Origin of the sequence: Escherichia sp. KTE31 (assembly GCF_000407925.1) — a bacterium.
Taxonomy (GTDB): Bacteria; Pseudomonadota; Gammaproteobacteria; order Enterobacterales; family Enterobacteriaceae; genus Escherichia; species Escherichia ruysiae.
The window spans coordinates 1,004,427-1,024,085 of the sequence record NZ_KE136723.1 but is presented as its reverse complement, the minus strand read 5'-3'; the positions used below and the strand labels follow the sequence as shown (position 1 = coordinate 1,024,085).

23 protein-coding genes and 2 tRNA genes are annotated in these 19,659 nt (G+C 47.3%); 11 read left to right on the top strand and 14 right to left on the bottom strand.

The features are described 5' to 3' along the window. Positions 1 to 51 precede the first annotated feature (51 nt). Positions 52 to 141 (bottom strand) — tRNA-Ser (locus WES_RS08490). A 93-nt stretch (positions 142 to 234) separates the two neighbouring features. Here WES_RS08490 and mtfA point away from each other — a divergent pair. Further along, entirely contained in the window at positions 235 to 1,032 is a 798-nt protein-coding gene (gene mtfA / locus WES_RS08495) for a DgsA anti-repressor MtfA (protein ID WP_016158472.1), read from the top strand. 100 nt (positions 1,033 to 1,132) lie between these two features. Then, a tRNA-Asn gene (locus WES_RS08500) sits at positions 1,133 to 1,208 on the top strand. A 95-nt stretch (positions 1,209 to 1,303) separates the two neighbouring features. Here WES_RS08500 and WES_RS08505 read toward each other — a convergent pair. Further along, positions 1,304 to 2,362 carry a glycosyltransferase family 9 protein gene (locus WES_RS08505; protein ID WP_016158471.1) on the bottom strand — a complete coding sequence of 353 codons (1,059 nt, stop codon included), beginning with the start codon at positions 2,360 to 2,362 and terminating at the stop codon, positions 1,304 to 1,306. Positions 2,363 to 2,660: 298 nt separating this feature from the next. After that, positions 2,661 to 3,512, bottom strand: coding sequence for a glyoxalase III HchA (gene hchA / locus WES_RS08510; protein ID WP_016158470.1), 852 nt, complete (start codon positions 3,510 to 3,512; stop codon positions 2,661 to 2,663). 572 nt (positions 3,513 to 4,084) lie between these two features. Between hchA and WES_RS08515 the strand changes: the two genes are divergently transcribed. Further along, complete coding sequence (locus WES_RS08515; protein WP_016158469.1) at positions 4,085 to 4,489, top strand: universal stress protein; 405 nt, start codon at positions 4,085 to 4,087, stop codon at positions 4,487 to 4,489. 86 nt (positions 4,490 to 4,575) lie between these two features. On the opposite strand, the gene WES_RS08520 is transcribed toward WES_RS08515, so the two are convergent. Next, positions 4,576 to 5,691: a porin gene (locus WES_RS08520; RefSeq protein ID WP_016158468.1), complete on the bottom strand. Its 1,116-nt coding sequence runs from the start codon at positions 5,689 to 5,691 to the stop codon at positions 4,576 to 4,578. A gap of 650 nt (positions 5,692 to 6,341) precedes the next feature. Between WES_RS08520 and drpB the strand changes: the two genes are divergently transcribed. From drpB to WES_RS08540, 4 genes are all read left to right on the top strand, one after another. Beyond that, complete coding sequence (gene drpB / locus WES_RS08525; RefSeq protein ID WP_016158467.1) at positions 6,342 to 6,623, top strand: cell division protein DrpB; 282 nt, start codon at positions 6,342 to 6,344, stop codon at positions 6,621 to 6,623. Positions 6,624 to 6,662: 39 nt separating this feature from the next. Further along, on the top strand, positions 6,663 to 7,358 hold the full coding sequence (locus WES_RS08530) for a phosphohydrolase (RefSeq protein ID WP_016158466.1): 696 nt from the start codon (positions 6,663 to 6,665) through the stop codon (positions 7,356 to 7,358). Positions 7,359 to 7,424: 66 nt separating this feature from the next. Next, on the top strand, positions 7,425 to 8,843 hold the full coding sequence (gene dcm, locus WES_RS08535) for a DNA-cytosine methyltransferase (protein WP_001157278.1): 1,419 nt from the start codon (positions 7,425 to 7,427) through the stop codon (positions 8,841 to 8,843). Next, positions 8,824 to 9,294, top strand: a complete 471-nt coding sequence (locus WES_RS08540; protein WP_000132886.1) for a very short patch repair endonuclease — start codon at positions 8,824 to 8,826, stop codon at positions 9,292 to 9,294. Before dcm ends, WES_RS08540 begins: the two co-directional genes overlap by 20 nt. Here the strand turns inward: WES_RS08540 and yedA are convergent. After that, positions 9,283 to 10,203: a drug/metabolite exporter YedA gene (gene yedA / locus WES_RS08545; protein WP_001212254.1), complete on the bottom strand. Its 921-nt coding sequence runs from the start codon at positions 10,201 to 10,203 to the stop codon at positions 9,283 to 9,285. The two genes, WES_RS08540 and yedA, sit on opposite strands and share 12 nt — an antisense overlap. 171 nt (positions 10,204 to 10,374) lie before the next feature. On the opposite strand from yedA, the gene WES_RS08550 reads away from it, so the two are divergent. The 3 genes from WES_RS08550 to dgcQ all read left to right on the top strand — a co-directional run bounded on the left by WES_RS08550 (position 10,375) and on the right by dgcQ (position 13,429). Next, the gene (locus WES_RS08550; protein WP_000922669.1) at positions 10,375 to 11,292 is read left to right on the top strand and encodes a DUF808 domain-containing protein; all 918 of its coding nucleotides are present in this window, start codon (positions 10,375 to 10,377) and stop codon (positions 11,290 to 11,292) included. A gap of 78 nt (positions 11,293 to 11,370) precedes the next feature. Continuing rightward, positions 11,371 to 11,553, top strand: coding sequence for a YodC family protein (locus WES_RS08555; RefSeq protein ID WP_000011631.1), 183 nt, complete (start codon positions 11,371 to 11,373; stop codon positions 11,551 to 11,553). 181 nt (positions 11,554 to 11,734) lie between these two features. Further along, entirely contained in the window at positions 11,735 to 13,429 is a 1,695-nt protein-coding gene (gene dgcQ / locus WES_RS08560; protein ID WP_010356097.1) for a cellulose biosynthesis regulator diguanylate cyclase DgcQ, read from the top strand. Here the strand turns inward: dgcQ and WES_RS08565 are convergent. Together WES_RS08565 and yodD are read right to left on the bottom strand one after the other, a co-directional pair. Next, the gene (locus WES_RS08565) at positions 13,426 to 14,241 is read right to left on the bottom strand and encodes a mannosyl-3-phosphoglycerate phosphatase-related protein (protein ID WP_016158465.1); all 816 of its coding nucleotides are present in this window, start codon (positions 14,239 to 14,241) and stop codon (positions 13,426 to 13,428) included. The two genes, dgcQ and WES_RS08565, sit on opposite strands and share 4 nt — an antisense overlap. Before the next feature lie 296 nt (positions 14,242 to 14,537). Continuing rightward, the gene (gene yodD / locus WES_RS08570) at positions 14,538 to 14,765 is read right to left on the bottom strand and encodes a peroxide/acid resistance protein YodD (protein ID WP_010346997.1); all 228 of its coding nucleotides are present in this window, start codon (positions 14,763 to 14,765) and stop codon (positions 14,538 to 14,540) included. A 162-nt stretch (positions 14,766 to 14,927) separates the two neighbouring features. Here yodD and dsrB point away from each other — a divergent pair, with 162 nt between their 5' ends. After that, positions 14,928 to 15,116, top strand: a complete 189-nt coding sequence (gene dsrB / locus WES_RS08575) for a protein DsrB (protein WP_000867217.1) — start codon at positions 14,928 to 14,930, stop codon at positions 15,114 to 15,116. Positions 15,117 to 15,159: 43 nt separating this feature from the next. On the opposite strand, the gene rcsA is transcribed toward dsrB, so the two are convergent. The 7 genes from rcsA to fliM all read right to left on the bottom strand — a co-directional run bounded on the left by rcsA (position 15,160) and on the right by fliM (position 19,659). Next, positions 15,160 to 15,783, bottom strand: a complete 624-nt coding sequence (gene rcsA / locus WES_RS08580; protein WP_016158464.1) for a transcriptional regulator RcsA — start codon at positions 15,781 to 15,783, stop codon at positions 15,160 to 15,162. A gap of 284 nt (positions 15,784 to 16,067) precedes the next feature. Beyond that, the gene (gene fliR / locus WES_RS08585) at positions 16,068 to 16,853 is read right to left on the bottom strand and encodes a flagellar biosynthetic protein FliR (RefSeq protein WP_000942310.1); all 786 of its coding nucleotides are present in this window, start codon (positions 16,851 to 16,853) and stop codon (positions 16,068 to 16,070) included. Between the two features lie 7 nt (positions 16,854 to 16,860). Beyond that, the gene (gene fliQ, locus WES_RS08590) at positions 16,861 to 17,130 is read right to left on the bottom strand and encodes a flagellar biosynthesis protein FliQ (RefSeq protein WP_000187358.1); all 270 of its coding nucleotides are present in this window, start codon (positions 17,128 to 17,130) and stop codon (positions 16,861 to 16,863) included. 9 nt (positions 17,131 to 17,139) lie between these two features. Further along, positions 17,140 to 17,877, bottom strand: coding sequence for a flagellar type III secretion system pore protein FliP (gene fliP, locus WES_RS08595; protein WP_016158463.1), 738 nt, complete (start codon positions 17,875 to 17,877; stop codon positions 17,140 to 17,142). Next, positions 17,877 to 18,242, bottom strand: a complete 366-nt coding sequence (fliO, locus tag WES_RS08600) for a flagellar biosynthetic protein FliO (RefSeq protein ID WP_016158462.1) — start codon at positions 18,240 to 18,242, stop codon at positions 17,877 to 17,879. The genes fliP and fliO overlap by 1 nt, the downstream gene beginning before the upstream one ends. A 2-nt stretch (positions 18,243 to 18,244) precedes the next feature. Further along, entirely contained in the window at positions 18,245 to 18,658 is a 414-nt protein-coding gene (fliN, locus tag WES_RS08605; RefSeq protein ID WP_001281689.1) for a flagellar motor switch protein FliN, read from the bottom strand. Beyond that, the gene (gene fliM / locus WES_RS08610) at positions 18,655 to 19,659 is read right to left on the bottom strand and encodes a flagellar motor switch protein FliM (RefSeq protein ID WP_010346990.1); all 1,005 of its coding nucleotides are present in this window, start codon (positions 19,657 to 19,659) and stop codon (positions 18,655 to 18,657) included. Before fliM ends, fliN begins: the two co-directional genes overlap by 4 nt.

Sequence of the window (19,659 nt, the reverse complement as noted above, 5' to 3'; positions counted from 1 at the left end):
CTCAATGAGATTTGTGTCACTGACACGGGATGGGCTAATTGCTTGAATGATTGGCGGAGAGAGGGGGATTTGAACCCCCGGTAGAGTTGCCCCTACTCCGGTTTTCGAGACCGGTCCGTTCAGCCGCTCCGGCATCTCTCCGTTCAGATTGTTGCAATGATGCCAGGAAATTTGGCATTTTAACAGTCCCTGTCCGTGCAATTTTGTTCAAGTGACGAGTTTGCGAGCAAAACGATGATTAAGTGGCCCTGGAAAGTACAAGAAACCGTTCATGATGATGCAATTCCGTGGAAGGAAGCTTTGTCGATACCTCTTTTGACAAGTTTGACTGAGCAGGAGCAAAACAAATTAGTCACTCTTGCTGGACGTTTTTTGCAACAAAAACGGTTGGTTCCTTTACAAGGGGTTGAACTTGACGCTTTGAAAAGCGGTCGTATCGCCTTGCTGTTTTGTTTACCTGTTATGGAGCTGGGGCTGGAATGGCTGGATGGTTTCCATGAAGTGTTAATTTACCCAGCGCCATTTGTGGTAGATGATGAATGGGAAGACGATATAGGACTGGTACATAATCAACGCATCGTTCAGTCAGGTCAAAGCTGGCAGCAAGGCCCCATCATATTGAATTGGCTCGATATACAGGATTCTTTCGATGCCTCTGGGTTTAATCTGATTATCCACGAAGTTGCACATAAACTGGACACCCGGAACGGCGATCGCGCCAGTGGTGTCCCCTTTATTCCTTTACGTGAAGTCGCGGGCTGGGAACACGATCTTCACGCGGCGATGAATAACATTCAGGACGAAATTGAATTAGTGGGCGAAAATGCCTCCAGCATCGATGCTTATGCCGCCAGTGACCCTGCAGAATGTTTTGCCGTGCTTTCCGAATACTTTTTTAGCGCCCCGGAGCTTTTTGCTCCTCGCTTCCCCTCGCTGTGGCAACGTTTCTGCCAATTTTATCAGCAGGAACCGCTGCAAAGACTGCGAAATGCGAATGAACGAGGCACATATTCAGCACCAGATGCTCATTAAATATCAATTTTGTTGCTTAATTAACCGATTGAAATAACGTGTGAATTTTAGTGTTGACACTCGCAGTGCCACTCAGTAATATTCGCCTCGTTCTCACGATTCCTCTGTAGTTCAGTCGGTAGAACGGCGGACTGTTAATCCGTATGTCACTGGTTCGAGTCCAGTCAGAGGAGCCAGATTTTGAAAAGCCTGCTTTCGAGCAGGCTTTTTGCTTTTCAACGTTAGCCATAACCGGGTTCGTATCTAACCTCCCTTAAATCTGATAACTACATCAGGGCTGAATTTTTGCGATAATTCTTTTTATCGTATTTCTGAATTCATCCAGATTGATGTGATCAATATTTTTCCCTACCACAATCGTCTCTGAAATATCTGCCATAGCAGGCCAGCGTGTTTTATAATCGGCATATACTGCGATGACAGGAATATTATAAGCACTTGTCATATGTAAAATAGAAGTATCAGGTGTTATTGCGAGAAAAGCATCTTTTATGACGGCGGCAGAACGTGGTATTGAAGGCGGTAATGATAAATTATAGACATTGTCAAAACACTGCGCTAGTTCTACTGCTTTTTCAGTACCATTCGGGCCATGAACAATGACAATTGGCATATTTATTTCATTTTTAATCATGGTTATTAGCTTTTTAGCCATTGAGCCTGAAAAAGTTCGCTCCTGAACACTACCATCAAGATTAAGAGCAATATATGCACCCAATGAGGTAAGTTCATAACGCACTTCGTTTCTTACCTCTTCACTGATAGGCAGTTCAAATAAGGGGCGGACAGGCGGAAAACCAGCTTCTCGCATCATGAATGCCCATGTCATTGGTACTGGCGCCCGAAGAGACTGGTCCATTTTCGACGCCGATTTACATAAGGAGGAATAACATTTCATTGTTAAACCCACAACTTGTAAATTGGTTTTGGCTTTTAAATGACTTATGAACAGCATTGTCTTCAGGTTTTTCTTGCGCATAGCTTCAATGCAGAGATCCGGTGTACCGTATTGCTCTCTTATACTTTGCGCCAGAATTTTTATTTCGCTAAAGCTGGCATGATCCTGCATTGTCATACTGACTAATGTTAATTTAGTCTCCTTAAGACAAAGCGAATCAAAAACGGCTTTATTAATTGTAGATGTGACAATTAATAAATGTTTTATTTTATGTGATTCCAGCGATCTAATTATGGGGTAAATAGCCATTGCATCACCAATTTGGTCGGGGATGTGAATGACCACAAATTCAGTATTTGCAATATTGATATTTTTACATGAATAATCATAATAACTGAATGCAATGCGTCTAAAAATTGACACTAACGACATTTCCAACCTCGCTTCCCTACTGGTTAAAACGTGATGGAGTTTATCAGAGATAGTCGTTTTCTAAAATCGCTAAATAGCGAGATAATACATAATTTATTTCTATTATTAATTTTTAATTATTCAATTAAATTATGTTTGTATCGCAAAAATACTTGTATTGCATAGCTTCAATGTACATTTCAATCTGAAGTCGATGCTAAGTGAAGGTAAGAGAAGAGATAAAACGTCAGCAATCAGAGTGATTATCTAAGTGGGGGAAATACCCCCACTTTTTTACTATACCGTAAGTGATGTCCGATTAACCCTGGTACGCAGCCAACATTTCCTGTGCTGCGAGTTTACCCAGTGCATTTGCCGCAAAAGGACTGTCTCCGGTGAGAAGTTTACGATCCTTATGTACCCGGCCAGTAATATCATCATTGATGATATTCATTCCCATTTTTTTCAGTTCTTCACCAAAGTACCAGGTCAGATGACCAGGCATATAGCCAATATCTGGCGTTTGTTTATCTGCGGCGTCAGGGAACGCACAAATGGAATAACCGTTTAGTGGGTTATCGCCATGACGAAGTGCCAGAAACGCAGCCGGGCCATGGCAGAGGGAGATAACAAAACGGTCATTTTCAACTGCCCATTTTAAAGCGGTTGCAACTTCTTTGCTTTCCGGTAAGCCAATGAGAGCGCCATGACCGCCGGGAACAAAAATTGCTGCGTACTCGCTGTCTGCGTTCAAGCTGGCGACAACATCTGCTAATTTCTTCGGATTGCGGAACAAAGATTTATGTTGCTCAAAGAATGGCATCACTTTTTCATCTTTGTGCGGCATAGCCCAGTATTCAAACTTCGTCATCAGGCCGGAAATGGTCGCAACTTCAAACTCGAAACCTGCTGCATACAGGTGATACAGCGGCAGCAACGTTTCAATCGGATGGTTGCCCGTTGAGAACTGTTTACCGTTATCGGTCGGCAAATAGCGTTCGTCAGCGGCGATCACCAGAATTTTGTGCTTGCCGCTATACGGTTTTGGATAGTCCACACCATCAAGGTCAGATACCGGACTGGTATATTGGCTAAGCGAAAATTCTGAAGGGAAGAACGCATTATCTTCAGCAATATCGATCTGCGGATTCTTACTTGTTTGAACAGTCATAGTGTATTCCTTATTGTTACTTAGGTAGGTTAGTCACTATATTCGCGACTGAGCTGGGTGCTATATTTAACCAGGAGCGTAAAATGAGTCAATATACCGAAAGCGGTAGGGGAGGATGTTAAATACGGTTGGGGAAACACACAGCTATTATCGAATAGTGATCTCACCGATTCCACCTTATTTGCAATAAAAAACTCAAAGTGTAGCAATGTATTTTAGTTCATTTTTCAGAAAAGATGAGATTGCATACCCTCGTCATAGTAGGGGATTGCAAGATTCGTCGATAAGATTTTTAGCAAAAAAATAATGATGAAACTGCCCTGTAAGGCCGTTAGTCGCGAAAAAATGATGATCCAGATTAAGGTTTAACTGATGACAGATATGATTAATTACATGTCATCAGATGTGATAATTACAGGAGCTGCCTGGAGCTGCTCTGCCAGGAGTGGTTAAGGCGCAGCTGATTTAATGTGCCCAATGATTCTGTATTTATGGCGTAAGTATAAAATTTAACAGATAAATTAATAATAATGTAAATTCTTTTTATATTCAGATGTTTTCAGGGATTTTCTATGTACCGAAATATTGTTATTCCGGTGAATGTCTTTTCCCGGGATGATAGAGAGCAAGCATTTTATCATGCGCAATTTTTCGCCAATGTTTCATCAGGGCATGTTCATTTGCTTGGCTTTATACCGGAGTATGTAAGGATACTGGAGCGGGGATATGTTTCTGACATGCATCGTCTGGAATATGTGCTACGTGATCAGGCTTTGCGCCGTTTAGCTACACTGGCAGAACAGTTGGTTTTGCCTGAAGGGTTTATCCATACCTATGTTTATTTTGGTACTCTTCCGGAAGGAGTGAAAGAGCTGGCTGAACAGCAACTGGAAGATGTTATTGTGCTGGGAGCTACTCAGGAATTGGGTTTTGTCGATATGCTACGGCAGTTTAGCGTGCCGCTGTTGCTGATTTGATGACGATAAAAAAGCCTGAGTTCGATGAGTGACGAACTCAGGCGGGTATTAGGTTTTACAGTAACACGCCGAGGCGCGTTGGCTGATTAGAACTGGTAAACGATACCAACTGCAAACTGGTCATCAGTTGCTGCGCCAGTAATTGCCGCGTCATCTTTATCCAGCATATTGAATTTGTACGCTGTATAAACGTTCATATTCTTATTAAAGAAGTACCAGGTGCCTACTTCGATGTAGTTCACGCGGTCGGCGTCAACATATCTATGGCCTGGGACACCTTTGATATCCTTACCTTTGGAGTAAACATAACCCAAGGAAGGACGCAGACCAAAGTCGAACTGATACTGAACAACGGCTTCAAAGTTCTGAGTTTCGTTGATCAGTTGATCATGCATTATCGAGTTGCCGTCGTTGTCGAAGCCACCTGTATTAACTGATGTCGGTGTCATATTACGAGTTTCACCATACATCACAGCAGCGTAGACATTGTTAGCATCATATTTTGCTGCCAGAGACCATAATTCTGCATTAGAACCGTTTCCATCAGCAACTTGCTCATTAGTACGGTCAGATTTGCTATATGCACCTACAAAACCAAAACCTTCGATGTTGTAGTCTACAGACAACGCATAGCCATCACCGTTTTGTTTTGTAACGCTACGGTTGCTGTTCTTCCCTTGATACTGAACTGCAAAATTCAGACCATCGACCAGACCAAAGAAATCGGAGTTACGATAGGTTGCAACACCGTTGGTACGACCGTTCATAAAGTTATCAGCGGAAGCCCAGGAATCACCACCCCATTCAACTAACATATCGGTATAAGCTGCAGCGTCGTAGGCGACACCGTAGTTACGACCATAGTCGAAAGATCCGAGTTCGTTATATTTCAAACCAGCGAAGGTTAAACGGGTTTTTTCCTGGTTAGAACCTTCAGGTTTGCTGGCGTCGAGGTTGTATTCAAACTGACCAAAACCAGTCAGTTCGCTGGTGATTTGAGTTTCACCTTTAACACCGAAACGAGCATAGGAAGTATCTTCGTTTTCGCTGTTATTATCATCAGTGTTCGACCAGATGCGCTCGCCGACCATCTTGCCGTAGAAATCAACTTTATTGCCATTTTTATTATAAATTTCAGCCGCATTTGCTGCGCCAGCAACTAATAACGCCGGGACCAGCATTGCCAGAACTTTTCTTTTCATTATGTATTCCCTTGTGATTATAATCTTCATGAATATAACAATAAGTGCCGTTATCCAAAAAAAAGCACATTTGGATACTATTCTATGAAGTTCATTTTATTTTAAAGATTACATGTAACAAATGTATTTAAAAGATTTCAAAATGTTTCTAATCTATTTAATATAATTCAAAATTATGAATTGCAAATACAAGTATTCATAAGATTTATGGATTTATATCAAATAGTTATTGGTTTTTTATAAGAATGGATTGAGTCAATGATTGTTTCGCTAAAACTCGAGTGTGATCTTGCGCACATTATAAAACGGCATAAAAAAAAGCCGGCTTCATGCCGGCTCAAAAATATAAACAAGACGATAAAAGGCTAATAACGGAGTTATCATGACACAGAAAACAAAAAAGGTATAATTGTATTCCTCGCTAATATATTGAATTAGTGAATTAATAAAACCACGATCAAAGTTAAATAAAAATTTTTATGACTGTTTTTCCAGTAATTATTGCCATTGAACAAAAATCATCTATTTGTTCAAAAAATGAGTGAGTCTTGACTGGCTCATCTAATGTGGAAAAATGTGACCTTTATCACATAACAACACGAAGTCTGAATTTTCCGGTTTAACTTAATATGGAGCATGGTTCGACAACAATGGAAGAAAGACTCTCTCGCAGCCCTGGCGGCAAACTGGCTTTATGGGCTTTCTATACATGGTGTGGCTATTTTGTCTGGGTGATGGCGCGTTACATCTGGGTAATGAGTCGGATCCCCGATGCTCCCGTGTCAGGATTTGAAAGTGATTTAGGTTCAACTGCGGGAAAGTGGTTAGGTGCGTTAGTGGGATTTTTATTTATGGCCATGGTCGGGGCATTGTTAGGTGGTATTGCCTGGTACACCCGACCACGGCCTGCGCGAAGCAGACGCTATGAGTAAAAACTGCTAAGGTTGCGATCCTTTGGCAGCGGAGCGCGTATGAACTTACAACACTGGCAGGCACAATTTGAACGTTGGTTGAAAAACCATCATACACACCAGGACGCGGCTCATGACCTGTGTCATTTTCGTCGCGTCTGGGCGACAGCGCAGAAACTGGCGGCAGATGAAGACGTCGATATGCTGGTCATTTTAACCGCCTGTTATTTTCATGATGTCGTGAGTCTGGCGAAAAATCATCCGCAACGGCAGCGTTCCTCATTACTGGCAGCAGAAGAGACGCGTCGCATTTTAAGTGCGGAATTTGCTGATTTTCCGCCAGAGAAAATAGACGCCATTTGCCATGCCATCGCGGCACACAGTTTCAGCGCGCAAATTACGCCTTTAACGGTGGAAGCCAAAATCGTGCAGGATGCAGACCGGCTGGAAGCATTAGGTGCGATAGGTCTGGCGCGCGTGTTTGCAGTTTCAGGTTCATTGGGGGTGGCGCTGTTTGACGGTGAAGATCCGTTTGCGCAACGTCGCTCGCTCGATGATAAACGCTACGCGCTGGATCATTTCCAGACGAAGTTGCTGAAACTACCGCAAACTATGCAAACGGCAAAAGGTAAACTGCTGGCACAACATAATGCCCGTTTTCTGGTGGAGTTTATGGCTAAGCTCAGTGCCGAACTGGCGGGTGAGAATGAAGGTGTGGATCATGCGGTGATTGATGCGTTTTCGCCGGCTGACTGACCGCGTAGTCCTAAACAGAAGTAATTATGTTAACCTGTCGACCATCTCAGATGGCCGGTTAAATCTATGCAGGAAAATATATCAGTAACCGATTCATACAGCACCGGGAATGCCGCACAGGCAATGCTGGAGAAACTGCTGCAAATTTATGATGTAAAAACGCTGGTAGCGCAACTTAATGGCGTGGGAGAAAACCACTGGAGTCCGGCGATTTTAAAACGTGCGCTGGCTAACGACTCGGTGTGGCATCGTTTGAGTGAAAAAGAGTTCGCCCATTTGCAAACGTTGTTACCCAAACCGCCAGCACATCATCCGCATTATGCGTTTCGCTTTATCGATCTCTTTGCCGGTATTGGTGGCATCCGTCGCGGTTTTGAATCGATAGGCGGTCAGTGCGTGTTTACCAGCGAGTGGAATAAACATGCGGTGCGCACCTACAAAGCTAACCATTATTGCGACCCGGCGACGCATCACTTTAATGAAGATATCCGCGACATCACTCTGAGCCATAAAGAGGGCGTCAGCGATAAAGCAGCGGCAGAACATATTCGTCAGCACATTCCTGAACATGATGTTTTATTGGCCGGTTTTCCTTGCCAGCCGTTTTCACTGGCTGGCGTATCGAAAAAGAACTCACTTGGTCGTGCGCACGGTTTTGCTTGCGATACCCAGGGTACGCTGTTCTTTGATGTAGTGCGTATCATCAATGCCCGTCGTCCGGCGATATTTGTGCTTGAAAACGTCAAAAACCTGAAAAGCCACGACCAGGGCAAAACATTCCGTATCATCATGCAGACGCTGGATGAACTGGGCTATGACGTAGCCGATGCCGAAGATAATGGCCCGGACGATCCGAAAATCATCGATGGCAAACATTTTCTGCCGCAGCACCGTGAACGCATCGTGCTGGTGGGCTTTCGTCGCGATCTGAATTTGAAAGCAGATTTCACCTTGCGGGATATCAGTGACTGCTATCCGGCACAACGTATTACGCTGGCGCAGTTACTGGACCCGGTTGTCGAAGCGAAATATATCCTGACACCGGTACTGTGGAAGTACCTCTATCGTTATGCGAAAAAGCATCAGGCGCGCGGTAACGGCTTCGGTTACGGAATGGTTTATCCGAACAACCCACAGAGTGTTACGCGTACGCTTTCTGCCCGTTATTACAAAGATGGTGCGGAAATTTTAATCGATCGCGGCTGGGATATGGCGACAGGTGAGAAAGACTTTGACGATCCGCAGAATCAGCAACATCGTCCACGTCGGTTAACGCCTCGAGAATGCGCACGTTTGATGGGCTTTGAAGCACCCCATGAAGCAAAATTTCGCATTCCGGTTTCTGACACTCAGGCCTATCGCCAGTTCGGCAACTCGGTGGTAGTTCCGGTATTTGCTGCAGTGGCAAAATTGCTTGAGCCAAAAATCAAACAGGCGGTGGCGTTGCGTCAGCAAGAGGCACAACATGACCGACGTTCACGATAAGGCCACGCGTAGCAAAAATATGCGCGCGATTGCCACGCGCGATACGGCAATCGAGAAACGTCTCGCCAGCTTATTAACCGAGCAGGGGCTGGCGTTTCGTGTTCAGGATGCCAGTCTGCCAGGACGCCCGGATTTTGTCCTCGATGAGTATCGCTGTGTGATATTTACGCATGGCTGTTTCTGGCATCATCATCACTGCTATCTGTTTAAAGTGCCTGCTACACGCACTGAGTTCTGGCTGGAGAAGATTGGCAAGAATGTAACGCGTGACAAGCGGGACATTAGCCGCTTACAGGAATCGGGTTGGCGTGTATTGATTATCTGGGAGTGTGCGTTACGCGGACGGGAGAAGTTGACGGATGCGGCGCTTGCCGAGCGTCTGGAAGAGTGGATCTGCGGCGAGGGCGCCAGCGCGCAGATCGATACTCTGGGGATTCATCTACTCGCGTGATGCGTCCTGAATGACTGGCGCGACAACGGGTTTTGCAGGGAAGAGATATTTTCCCAACGTGACCAGCACCACAGCGAAGACAATTACGCCCAGCGCCAGCCATTCAATCCGCGATAGCGTTTCGCCACCCAGCCCTGTACCCAGCAAGACCGCTACAACCGGATTAACGTATGCGTAGCTGGTAGCCAGAGCCGGGCTGACATTGCGGATTAAATACATATAAGCATTGATGGCGATGATCGAGCCGAACAGCGCCAGATATCCGACCGCAAGGAAGCCCGAAAGAGAAGGGAGCGCCGTCAGTTTTTCACCTGCTATCATCGACGCGATCATTAACACCACACCCGCAGCCAGCATCTCAATGGCGCCCGCCATCATCCCTACTGGTAGGGTAATGCGCGAGCCATAAACCGAACCAAACGCCCAACTCACAGAACCGATCAAAATCAGAATCGCGCCCCACGGATTGCCGCTTAAATTACCGCCGCTATTGAGCATGATGATTCCGGCAAGCCCAATGGCGATACCCACCCATTCCAGCTTGCGCGTTTTAATGCCAAACAGGCGGCTGAAACAGAGAGTAAAGAGAGGTACTGTTGCCACCACTACGGCGGCAATGCCGGAGGGAACATTTTGATGCTCAGCCACCGTTACCATACCGTTACCGACAGCAAGCAGTAATAAACCAATCAACGCGGCATTAAGCAGAGGACGCAGTGGCGGCAGTTTGTGCCCACGCAGCAGTAAAAAGGCCATTAATAAAATACCGGCAGCCAGAAACCGCACGCCCGCCATCATTAACGGTGGCCAGCTTTCAACCCCAATCCGAATGACAAAATAGGTTGAGCCCCAAATGATATACAACGCAAACAGCGCGCCAAAAAGCGGTAACAACTGGCGGAAACGCATAATCCCTCACGATGGAAATAAAAAGCCGGTTCATAGTAAACGTGAAAATCATTTCGCTGGCGAGAGATATAATTGCGTTTGATTGTTAAAAAAATGTTGACCTGTGAAGCAAGTATCAGCCGGGCTGATTTTGCTTCATACTTAGCGCGTCAACGATAAAAATGAGAGGGAATGCTTTTGGCCGGGAGTAGTTTACTGACATTGCTCGATGATATCGCCACTTTGCTGGACGATATCTCCGTGATGGGCAAGCTGGCGGCGAAGAAAACCGCTGGTGTATTAGGGGATGACTTGTCGCTCAATGCGCAGCAAGTTTCAGGTGTGCGTGCCAATCGGGAGTTGCCCGTGGTCTGGGGCGTAGCGAAGGGATCGCTTATCAACAAAGTGATTCTGGTGCCGCTGGCGCTGATCATCAGTGCTTTTATCCCGTGGGCGATTACGCCACTGCTGATGATTGGCGGCGCATTTCTCTGCTTTGAAGGGGTAGAGAAGGTGCTGCATATGCTGGAGGCGCGTAAGCACAAAGATGATCCGGCGCAGAGTCAGCAGCGTCTGGAGGCGCTGGCGGCGCAAGATCCGCTGAAGTTTGAAAAGGACAAAATAAAAGGGGCGATTCGTACCGATTTTATTTTGTCTGCGGAAATCGTCGCTATCACGCTGGGGATTGTGGCGGAAGCGCCGCTGCTTAATCAGGTGCTGGTACTTTCAGGGATCGCACTGGTGGTTACCGTGGGGGTTTATGGTCTGGTGGGTATCATCGTTAAGATTGATGATCTGGGCTACTGGCTGGCGGAAAAATCCAGTACGGTTATGCAAGCATTGGGTAAGGGGCTATTGATTATCGCCCCCTGGCTGATGAAAGCGTTATCGATCGTCGGCACACTGGCGATGTTCCTGGTTGGCGGCGGCATTGTGATACATGGTATCGCGCCACTGCATCATGCGATTGAACATTTCGCCGGGCAGCAGAGTGCACTGGTCGCAATGATATTACCGACTGTTTTAAATCTGATTCTTGGTTTTATCATCGGTGGTATCGTCGTGTTGGGAGTGAAAACGATAGCAAAATTGCGCGGTCAGGCACATTAATATTCTCATTGGCTATTATGCAAAATTCGCCATTCTCGACTAAGGTGAACAAGTTTCACTCGAAAAAAGGAGGCGAGTATGAGCTTTGTGGTTAGTGAGGAAGTGACGGTCAAAGAGGGCGGCCCGAAGATGATTGTTACTGGGTATTCCAGCGGCATGGTTGAGTGTCGCTGGTATGACGGTTACGGTGTCAAACGGGAAGCCTTTCATGAAACTGAGCTTGTTCCGGGGGAGATGCGTCGTTCGCCGGAAGAAGCCTGAAAGCGTATAATTAACACCAGTCCGGATAAGGCTTTCATGCCGCATCCGGCTGTTGTGCAGCGTCTGCATTGAATGTCTGATGCGTCTTATCATGGCAACATTATAAAATTATTGCTGTTTGGCGGTACGTTATCGCCAGGTTATGCCAGAATCATAAGAAAGCAGGTTGGGAGTCGTCAGGGTGCAGCACGAGACAGAAATGGAAAACCAGAGCTGGCTGAAAAAACTCGCGCGCCGCCTGGGGCCTGGTCATGTCGTTAATCTCTGCTTTATTGTGGTGTTGATCTTCTCAACGTTACTCACCTGGCGTGAAGTGGTGGTTCTGGAAGATGCCTATATTTCAAGCCAGCGTAACCATCTGGAAAATGTTGCCAACGCGCTTGATAAACAACTGCAATATAACGTTGATAAATTATTGTTTTTACGTAACGGGATGCGTGAAGCTCTCGTTGCGCCGCTCGATTTCACTTCTCTGCGCAATGCCGTTACCGAGTTTGAACAACGTCGCGATGAACATGCCTGGCAGATAGAACTCAACAGACGGCGCACCTTGCCAGTAAACGGCGTTTCGGATGCATTAGTCAGCGAGGGGAGTCTGCTTTCCCGCGAAAATGAATCCCTGGATAATGAAATTACCGCCGCGCTGGAAGTCGGTTACTTACTACGCCTGGCGCACAACTCCTCATCAATGGTTGAACAGGCGATGTATGTCTCGCGCGCCGGATTTTACGTTTCAACGCAGCCGACGCTATTTATTCGCAATGTGCCTGGGCGTTACTACGAATTTGTCACCCAACCTTGGTTTATCGGTCATTCACAACGAGAAAACCGTCAACGCGCGGTGCGTTGGTTTACCTCTCAGCATGAGCATAACAATGCTACAGAGCCACAGGTCACTGTAAGCGTGCCGGTCGATAATAATAATTACTGGTATGGCGTATTGGGGATGAGTATTCCCGTGCGTTCAATGCAGCAATTTTTACAGAATGCTATCGATAAAAATCTCGATGGCGAATATCAACTCTATGACAGCAAACTGAAATTATTGACCTCGTCCAACCCGGACCATCCTGGCGAAGATCTCTTTGACCCTCGTGAACTGGCATCACTTGCGCAGGACATTGAACACGATACGCGCGGTGGTATTCGGATGAACAGCCGCTATGTTAGCTGGGAACGGCTGGATCATTTCGATGGCGTATTAGTGCGTATCCATACGCTTAGTGAAGGCGTACGTGGAGATTTCGGCAGCATAAGCATTGCATTAACCCTGTTGTGGGCGCTTTTCACCACTATGCTACTTATCTCCTGGTATGTGATCCGCCAGATGGTAAGCAATATGTTTGTCCTGCAAAGTTCGCTGCAATGGCAGGCGTGGCACGACACCTTAACCCGCATGTATAACCGTGGAGCACTGTTCGAAAAAGCGCGCCCGCTTGCTAAATTGTGCCAGACACATAAGCATCCTTTTTCTGTTATTCAGGTCGACCTTGACCATTTTAAAGCGATTAATGACCGTTTTGGTCACCAGGCGGGCGATCGTGTGTTGTCACATGCCGCCGGATTAATTAGCCGTTCATTGCGAGCCCAGGATGTTGCCGGACGAGTTGGCGGCGAGGAGTTTTGTGTGATTCTGCCGGGCGCTAACCTGGAGCAGGCAAAAGAAGTTGCCGAACGCATTCGTCTGAAGCTGAATGAAAAAGAGATGTTGATTGCCAAGAGCAAAACCATTCGCATTAGTGCTTCGTTGGGGGTGAGCAGCAGCGAGGAAACCGGCGATTATGATTTTGAACAATTGCAGTCGCTGGCCGACCGTCGGCTTTATCTCGCTAAACAGGCAGGGCGTAATCGGGTCTTTGCGAGCGATAACGCTTAACGAGCGGTGAAAAAGTGATCCAGTCCTTCGCGCCAGCCTTCCGGTCCTTCTCGCTGCGTTCGCCAGACCCGGGCAGGGTTCTCATTTTGCAGATGAACACCTTCCCGGTTTAGCCCTTTCACAATGACTGCGTAATCCATCACCTCCAGTAAGGGGGCATCATTTGGACCATCGCCTAAGCCGAGCGTCGTTGGACGTTTTCCACCTGATTGTTGATATATCGCGATGATCCAGTTAGCCGCCTGATCTTTTCCGGCAGAGGCATCCAGCACATGCCAGAAGCGCGCACCTTGTACAAACTGTAATCCTAGCTCGTTCAGACGAGCGGTAAATTGCGCCATCCGCTCGTCACTGTCGCGCCAGATGAGCGTGACTGAGGCTTCATGCAACTGCGTCAGCGCCGCCTGGCTGCGGCTTAATCCCGTCCATTCCGCAATGGTTGTATCATCGACATCATCAAAGGTGGTGAATTTGAAATGTTCTTTCTCGCGCAGCGTATTCAACACCAGACTGATTTCACTATGGGCAATGCCCGAGATGATCCGGGGAAAACCGTCGATATCTTGCCATTGATGATCCAGTTGGATCACCGCGCCGTTTTCGGCAATCAGCGGCAAACCTTGTAGCCCTACGTTTTTTTGCAGGTACAGCATTTCCGCCGACGTTTTACTGCTACAGAGAATCACAGGCACGCCTGCTTCCCGTAAACGGTTTAACCAGGGAGCGGCAGGCTGCCAGTCATAACTGTGACTATCTAACAGGGTGCCATCGAGATCGGTGAAAATCAGCAGTGGTTGTTGAATTGAAAGCATGGTAGCGCACACTCCCTTTACCAGGATGTTTCTCAAAATAGCACGATTTGTATTTGATCATTTTTCGGGAGCGATCCCGCTCGTAGCAGAGCCCGTAAGGGGTGACGAAAGTCACAGTTCCATTCATTAATGACATTAATCATTCATGCAGAGAATATTTCCTTGTCAGCGAAAAAAATTGCAGATAAGGTGATGAACACATCAGATTTCCTGGTGTAACGAATTTTTTAAGTGCTTCTTGCTTAAGCAAGTTTCATCCCGACCCCCACAAGGGTCGGGATTTTTTTATGTTACATTTAGCGGTTCACTTCCGAGACGCTAAAGTCATGGATATCCAGCTCAAAGGCATCTGCTAATTCACGCCATGTATGATATTCACGCCCATCAACGCTGACGTGTTCTGAATCGCTCTGGCTGCGATGAACTTCGCTTTCGCTAATTTCATTGATCGCCGCCAGCAGGGCATCGACATCGACGCTGACCTCTCGTTTTGCGGTATCGCTGTACTCTTTTGCGGTCTTCATCATCTTTCCTCGCAACCGTTACTCATTTGTTGCTGCCGACCGTTATGTCAGCCAGGCATCTCTTAAGTATAGACCGTCGAGAAAATCAGCACTCGTGCGCGCCCGACGCTGCCAGAAAAACGAAATTGTTCTACACTGGCACAAAGCCACAGGAGGAAAACGATGAAGGTGAATGATCGGGTAACAGTCAAAACGGATGGCGGTCCGCGTCGTCCTGGCGTGGTACTGGCAGTTGAGGAGTTTAGTGAAGGCACAATGTACCTGGTTTCGCTGGAAGACTACCCGCTCGGCATCTGGTTCTTTAATGAGGCAGGGCATCAGGACGGTATCTTTGTGGAGAAAGCAGAGTAATTTCATTCAGCCTGACTGGTGGGAAACCACCAGTCAGAATGTGTTAGCGCATGTTGACAAAAATACCATTAGTCACATTATCCGTCAGTCGGACGACATGATAGATAACCTGTTTATTATGCGTTTTGATCTTACGTTTAATATTGCCTTTATGCGATGAAACAGTCTTGGCTTTGATATTCATTTGGTCGGAGATTTGAATGGTTCCCTGACCTGCCATCCACATTCGCAACATACTCGATTCGGTTCGGCTCAATGATAACGTCGGCATATTTAAAAACGAGGTTATCGTTGTCTCTTTCTTCAGAATATCGCCAAGGATCTCATCGAGAGATTCCGGTTTAATCGATTTGGAACTGATCAATAAATTTTTTCTGACCAACAGATATTCATCAAAATGAACGTTGGCAATCGCCATAAAAACGATAAATAACGTATTGGGATGTTGATTAATGATGTGCTTGATGCGCTGACTGTTAGAAGTATCGTGGATAAAACAGTCCTCATTAATAAACACCACTGAAGGGCGCTGTGAATCACAAGCGATGGCAAGGTCATCAACGGTTTCGATGTCGTTGATTTCTCTTTTTTTAACCCCTCTGCTCAACAGATACCCGGTTAAACCTAGTCGGGTGTAACTACATAAATCCATAATAATCGTTGACATGGCATACCCTCACTCAATGCGTAACGATAATTCCCCTTACCTGAATATTTCATCATGACTAAACGGAACAACATGGGTCACCTAATGCGCCACTCTCGCGATTTTTCAGGCGGACTTACTATCCCGTAAAGTGTTGTATAATTTGCCTGGAATTGTCTTAAAGTAAATGTTGCGATATGTGAGTGAGCTTAAAACAAATATTTCGCTACAGGAGTATCCTGGAAGATGTTGTCTGATTTTATTTTTCAGATAATCCTTAGGATAACACGATAAACATTACGGAATCATATTGCTGGAAATTCGCTAATAATATCTGCCAGTAAATTAAAAATTTCACTAAATAAATGTTCGCAAAATGGAGCAATTAGCGGCATTAATGCTGCCATTAATGAAATGCCGACTGTCAGAGTTAATGGAAAACCGATAACGAATATTGATAATTGCGGAGCCATACGATTAAGTAATCCCAGCGCCAGATTCAGCGTCAGCAGCAGGGTAATAAGCGGTAATGCCAGCATAAATCCGTTGAGGAAAATCAAACTTCCCGCTTTGGTGAGTGCCAGAAACGCATTGCTGTTAAGCGGTTCACCGCCAATCGGCAGGGTGTGAAAGGTATCGACCAGCAGCGAAATCAACCATAAATGACCGTTAAATGTCAGGAACAGCAGTAGCGCCAGCATATCCATGATGCGTGCTAAGACGGGCATATTGAGATGGCTACCAGGATCCACAAACGTCGCAAATGACAGCCCCATTTGCAGACCGATAATTTCGCCTGCGGTTCGTACAGCGGCAAAGGCAAATTGCATGGTAAAGCCAAGCGCAATGCCAATCAGGATCTGCTGCATTGCCAGCCACAGGGCATAAAACGAAAAAATGGGAACATCGTTGGCAGGTAATGCCGGAGCTATGGCGAACGTGATCATCATTGCGAGACCCAGTTTCACCCGTTTCGGCACGCTGCGTTCACTCAAAATGGGCGCGGTAGAAATGAGCGCCAGCACGCGCAGTAACGGCCAGAAATACAGACTTAACCAGGAAAGCCATTGATCGCTCGTCACCTGCAACATAGCACGGCTACCCGATGATATACGGCAGGTTAGTGAACAAGGTGCGGACGTAATCCAGCAACAGATTGAGCATCCACGGTCCGGCAATAATAATGGCGATAAATACGGCGATGATTTTCGGAATAAACGACAACGTCATTTCGTTAATCTGCGTGGCAGCCTGCAAAATGCTAATGATAAGGCCAGTGACCAGCGCCACCAGCAGCAGCGGGGCAGCCAGCGCCAGCGCGACTTTCATCGCTTCTGTCCCCATCATCATGACCGATTCGGGTGTCATTTCGCCTCTCTAGCTGTAAAAGCTTTGCGCCAGCGAACCGACAAGTAATTGCCAGCCATCCACCAGCACAAACAGCATAAGTTTAAAGGGCAGCGCAATGGTGGCTGGAGGCACCATCATCATCCCCAACGCCATCAAAACGCTGGCAATCACCAGGTCGATAATCAAAAAAGGAATGAAAATCGTGAAGCCTATCTGGAATGCGGTTTTCAGCTCGCTGGTCACGTAGGCCGGGAGCAAAATGCGCATCGGCACAGCTTCCGGTCCCTGCAACGGGCCAGTATTCGCCAGTCTGGCAAACAACCCTAAATCTGCTTCGCGGGTCTGACGTAGCATAAATTCACGCAGCGGCTGCGCTCCTTTTTCCAGCGCCTCCTGCATGGAGATTTTTTCTTCGCTGAATGGCTGGTATGCATCGACATAAATTTTGTCGATCACCGGAGACATAATAAAAAAGGTCAAAAACAGCGCCAGCCCCAGCAATACCTGGTTGGGCGGTGCGGAGGGCGTTCCCAGCGCGTTACGCAATAAACCAAAAACAATGATGATGCGGGTGAAGCTGGTCATCATCAGTAAAATCGCCGGAATAAACGTCAACGAGGTGATGAACACCAGCGTCTGCACCGGGAGCGACCAGCTTTGTCCTCCACCAGGTAGCGGCTGGCTGGTGATACCAGGCAGTTGCGCGAACGTGAGGGGCGTAACCAGCCAGAGAAGGACCGGTGCGACAGACAACAAATGACGCATCAGGATCTCCCGCTACGCTTGAGCAAGTTTTTCATGACCGACTGAAAATCGGCCTGTGGTATCTCTTCCGTTGGCGCAGAAGGGGGAAGTTTATGCAGCAAATTGATTTGCCCTGCGGTAACGCCGAGTACCAGCCGCGCATCTTCCACATCGACCACTACGACCCGTTCACGCGCGCCCAGCGAGGCGCTGGCGCTAATTTTCAGGCCGTTAATGCCAGTGCGTTTAGGGGCAAATCCCAGCCGTTTTACCAGCCAGGCAGCGGCGAGGATCAGGACAATAATGGCAATAAGTGCGCCGCTCACCTGAAGTAGCGGTGCGGTGGAAACCGGCGCGGAAGATTGCACAGTGGCGTGGTTATTCATCACTAACGGCTCAGGCGGCGCATTCGCTCAGACGGGGTAATGATATCGGTGATCCGCACGCCATATTTATCGGCAACCACCACCACTTCGCCCTGGGCGATTAAATAGCCGTTGATCAGAATATCCAACGGTTCGCCCGCCAGACCGTCCAGCGCCACGACTGATCCTTGCGTCAGGCGCAACAGCTCTTTGATGGTCATACGTGTGCGACCCAGCTCGACGGTCAGCTTAACCGGAATATCCATAATCAGGTCGATATCCTGCAATGTTCCACTGACGTCGCCGCCGCCAAGCTGCTGGAACACGGCTTCAGCCGCGCTTTTGCCGCTTGTTGATTTTTGTTCGCTCAACGCTTCAGCCCACAGATCGTCCATTGCGCCGTTGTTGTCATCGGCCGGATTATTCAAGTCACTCATTTGGGCTGTTCCTCGTTCAGAGAATTCAAAATCGGGTTAATCAAATGTTCTATCCGTAACGCATACTGACCGTTGATGGTGCCGTACTGGCTGGTCAGTACCGGAACGCCGTCAACATGGGCGATGATGCGATCAGGTTTTTCTATCGGCAGGACATCGCCGGGTTTCAGTTTCAAAATCTGCGACAGGCGCAGCGATATATCGGCAAAGTTGGCGACCAGTTCCAGCTGTGAGTGCTGCACCTGACGCACCAGGTTATCGCGCCAGTTCTGATCTTCATTACGCGAGTTTTCCAGCGGCGGGTTAACCAACAATTCCCGTAGCGGCTCGATCATGCTGAATGGCAGGCAGATATTAAATTCGCCGGTCAGGTTGCCAATTTCGACATGAAAAGGCGTGTTAACCACAATGTCGTTCGGCGAGGTGGTGATATTGGTAAATTTCACCTGCATTTCCGAACGCACGTACTCCACTTCCAGCGGATTAATCGCCTTCCAGGCGTCGCTATAGCCTTCAAGTGCCAGCTTCAACATGCGATTGATGACGCGCTGTTCGGTATGCGTAAACTCACGACCTTCTACTTTGGTCGGGAAGCGACCATCACCGCCAAACAGGTTATCCACGGCGATAAACACCAGACTTGGCGAGAACACCACCAGCCCGGTGCCGCGCAGCGGTTTCAGGTGGATAAGGTTCAGGTTGGTTGGCACCGGCAGATTGCGGGCAAATTCATGATACGGCTGTATGCGGATCGCCCCGACGGTAATGTCCGGGCTACGGCGCAGCAGGTTGAACAGCCCCATGCGGAAATGGCGGGCAAAACGTTCATTAATGATTTCCAGAGCCTGCAAACGTTCGCGCACAACCCGACGTTGGGTATTGGGGTCGTACGGACGAATGTCACTTTCGCCGCCAGCACTGGTTGTCGGTTCGTCTTTGACCTCGCTGTCACCATTCAACAGCGCATCAATTTCAGCTTGAGAAAGAATACTATCGCCCAT

Excerpts from the sequence above, each read along its gene's own strand:
- mtfA (WP_016158472.1), top strand. The coding sequence starts at position 235 with ATGATTAAGTGGCCCTGGAAAGTACAAGAAACCGTTCATGATGATGCA.
- WES_RS08505 (WP_016158471.1), bottom strand. The coding sequence starts at position 2,362 with ATGTCGTTAGTGTCAATTTTTAGACGCATTGCATTCAGTTATTATGAT.
- hchA (WP_016158470.1), bottom strand. The coding sequence starts at position 3,512 with ATGACTGTTCAAACAAGTAAGAATCCGCAGATCGATATTGCTGAAGAT.
- WES_RS08515 (WP_016158469.1), top strand. The coding sequence starts at position 4,085 with ATGTACCGAAATATTGTTATTCCGGTGAATGTCTTTTCCCGGGATGAT.
- WES_RS08520 (WP_016158468.1), bottom strand. The coding sequence starts at position 5,691 with ATGAAAAGAAAAGTTCTGGCAATGCTGGTCCCGGCGTTATTAGTTGCT.
- drpB (WP_016158467.1), top strand. The coding sequence starts at position 6,342 with ATGGAAGAAAGACTCTCTCGCAGCCCTGGCGGCAAACTGGCTTTATGG.
- WES_RS08530 (WP_016158466.1), top strand. The coding sequence starts at position 6,663 with ATGAACTTACAACACTGGCAGGCACAATTTGAACGTTGGTTGAAAAAC.
- dcm (WP_001157278.1), top strand. The coding sequence starts at position 7,425 with ATGCAGGAAAATATATCAGTAACCGATTCATACAGCACCGGGAATGCC.
- WES_RS08540 (WP_000132886.1), top strand. The coding sequence starts at position 8,824 with ATGACCGACGTTCACGATAAGGCCACGCGTAGCAAAAATATGCGCGCG.
- yedA (WP_001212254.1), bottom strand. The coding sequence starts at position 10,203 with ATGCGTTTCCGCCAGTTGTTACCGCTTTTTGGCGCGCTGTTTGCGTTG.
- WES_RS08550 (WP_000922669.1), top strand. The coding sequence starts at position 10,375 with ATGCTTTTGGCCGGGAGTAGTTTACTGACATTGCTCGATGATATCGCC.
- WES_RS08555 (WP_000011631.1), top strand. The coding sequence starts at position 11,371 with ATGAGCTTTGTGGTTAGTGAGGAAGTGACGGTCAAAGAGGGCGGCCCG.
- WES_RS08565 (WP_016158465.1), bottom strand. The coding sequence starts at position 14,241 with ATGCTTTCAATTCAACAACCACTGCTGATTTTCACCGATCTCGATGGC.
- yodD (WP_010346997.1), bottom strand. The coding sequence starts at position 14,765 with ATGAAGACCGCAAAAGAGTACAGCGATACCGCAAAACGAGAGGTCAGC.
- dsrB (WP_000867217.1), top strand. The coding sequence starts at position 14,928 with ATGAAGGTGAATGATCGGGTAACAGTCAAAACGGATGGCGGTCCGCGT.
- rcsA (WP_016158464.1), bottom strand. The coding sequence starts at position 15,783 with ATGTCAACGATTATTATGGATTTATGTAGTTACACCCGACTAGGTTTA.
- fliR (WP_000942310.1), bottom strand. The coding sequence starts at position 16,853 with ATGTTGCAGGTGACGAGCGATCAATGGCTTTCCTGGTTAAGTCTGTAT.
- fliQ (WP_000187358.1), bottom strand. The coding sequence starts at position 17,130 with ATGACACCCGAATCGGTCATGATGATGGGGACAGAAGCGATGAAAGTC.
- fliP (WP_016158463.1), bottom strand. The coding sequence starts at position 17,877 with ATGCGTCATTTGTTGTCTGTCGCACCGGTCCTTCTCTGGCTGGTTACG.
- fliO (WP_016158462.1), bottom strand. The coding sequence starts at position 18,242 with ATGAATAACCACGCCACTGTGCAATCTTCCGCGCCGGTTTCCACCGCA.
- fliN (WP_001281689.1), bottom strand. The coding sequence starts at position 18,658 with ATGAGTGACTTGAATAATCCGGCCGATGACAACAACGGCGCAATGGAC.
- fliM (WP_010346990.1), bottom strand. The coding sequence starts at position 19,659 with ATGGGCGATAGTATTCTTTCTCAAGCTGAAATTGATGCGCTGTTGAAT.